This is a genomic window from Mariniflexile ostreae (genome assembly GCF_042427585.1).
In the GTDB taxonomy this organism is placed as follows: Bacteria; Bacteroidota; Bacteroidia; order Flavobacteriales; family Flavobacteriaceae; genus Pseudalgibacter; species Pseudalgibacter ostreae.
Genome location: NZ_JBHMFC010000059.1, coordinates 1 through 516 on the forward strand (window position 1 = coordinate 1; position 516 = coordinate 516).

Consider the following 516-nt stretch of genomic DNA (forward strand, 5'->3'; position numbering starts at 1 on the left):
ATTTATGATTTCACAAACTTGAATACCTTAAATTTTTCATGGTCTTTACTTAAAAATGGAAAAGAAGTAGCAAACGGTGCATTACCCGTATTAGACATTGCGCCGTATGCTTCACAAAAAGTAAAAATTGAATTACCAAAACTTGAAGATGCTACTGCAGAGTATCATTTAAATCTGTATGCTAAAACGAAAACAGCAACGGATTTAGTACCAAATAAACATACTGTAGCATTTGAGCAATTAGTAGTTTCAAAAGGGAAAAGCACATTACAATTTGATACTAAGGAGGCTATAGATGTTAATGAAGACACTGATTTTATGACTATTTCAGGTAAATCATTCAAAATGGCTTTCGATAAGAAAACAGGGGGTTTATCAACGCTTGATTATGGAAATGGAAATGTTATATTAGAAGGCATTAAAGCCAATTTCTGGAGACCAACAACCGATAATGATTTCGGACATAAAATGCCTAAAAAATTAGGCGTTTGGAAAGAAGCTTCAAAAAATCAAGAG

At 32.6% G+C, this 516-nt stretch carries 1 protein-coding gene; it reads left to right on the top strand.

The window, feature by feature from the left end:
- On the top strand, positions 1-516 hold a 516-nt coding region (locus tag ACFFU9_RS10690; protein ID WP_379861431.1), incomplete at both ends, for a beta-galactosidase domain 4-containing protein.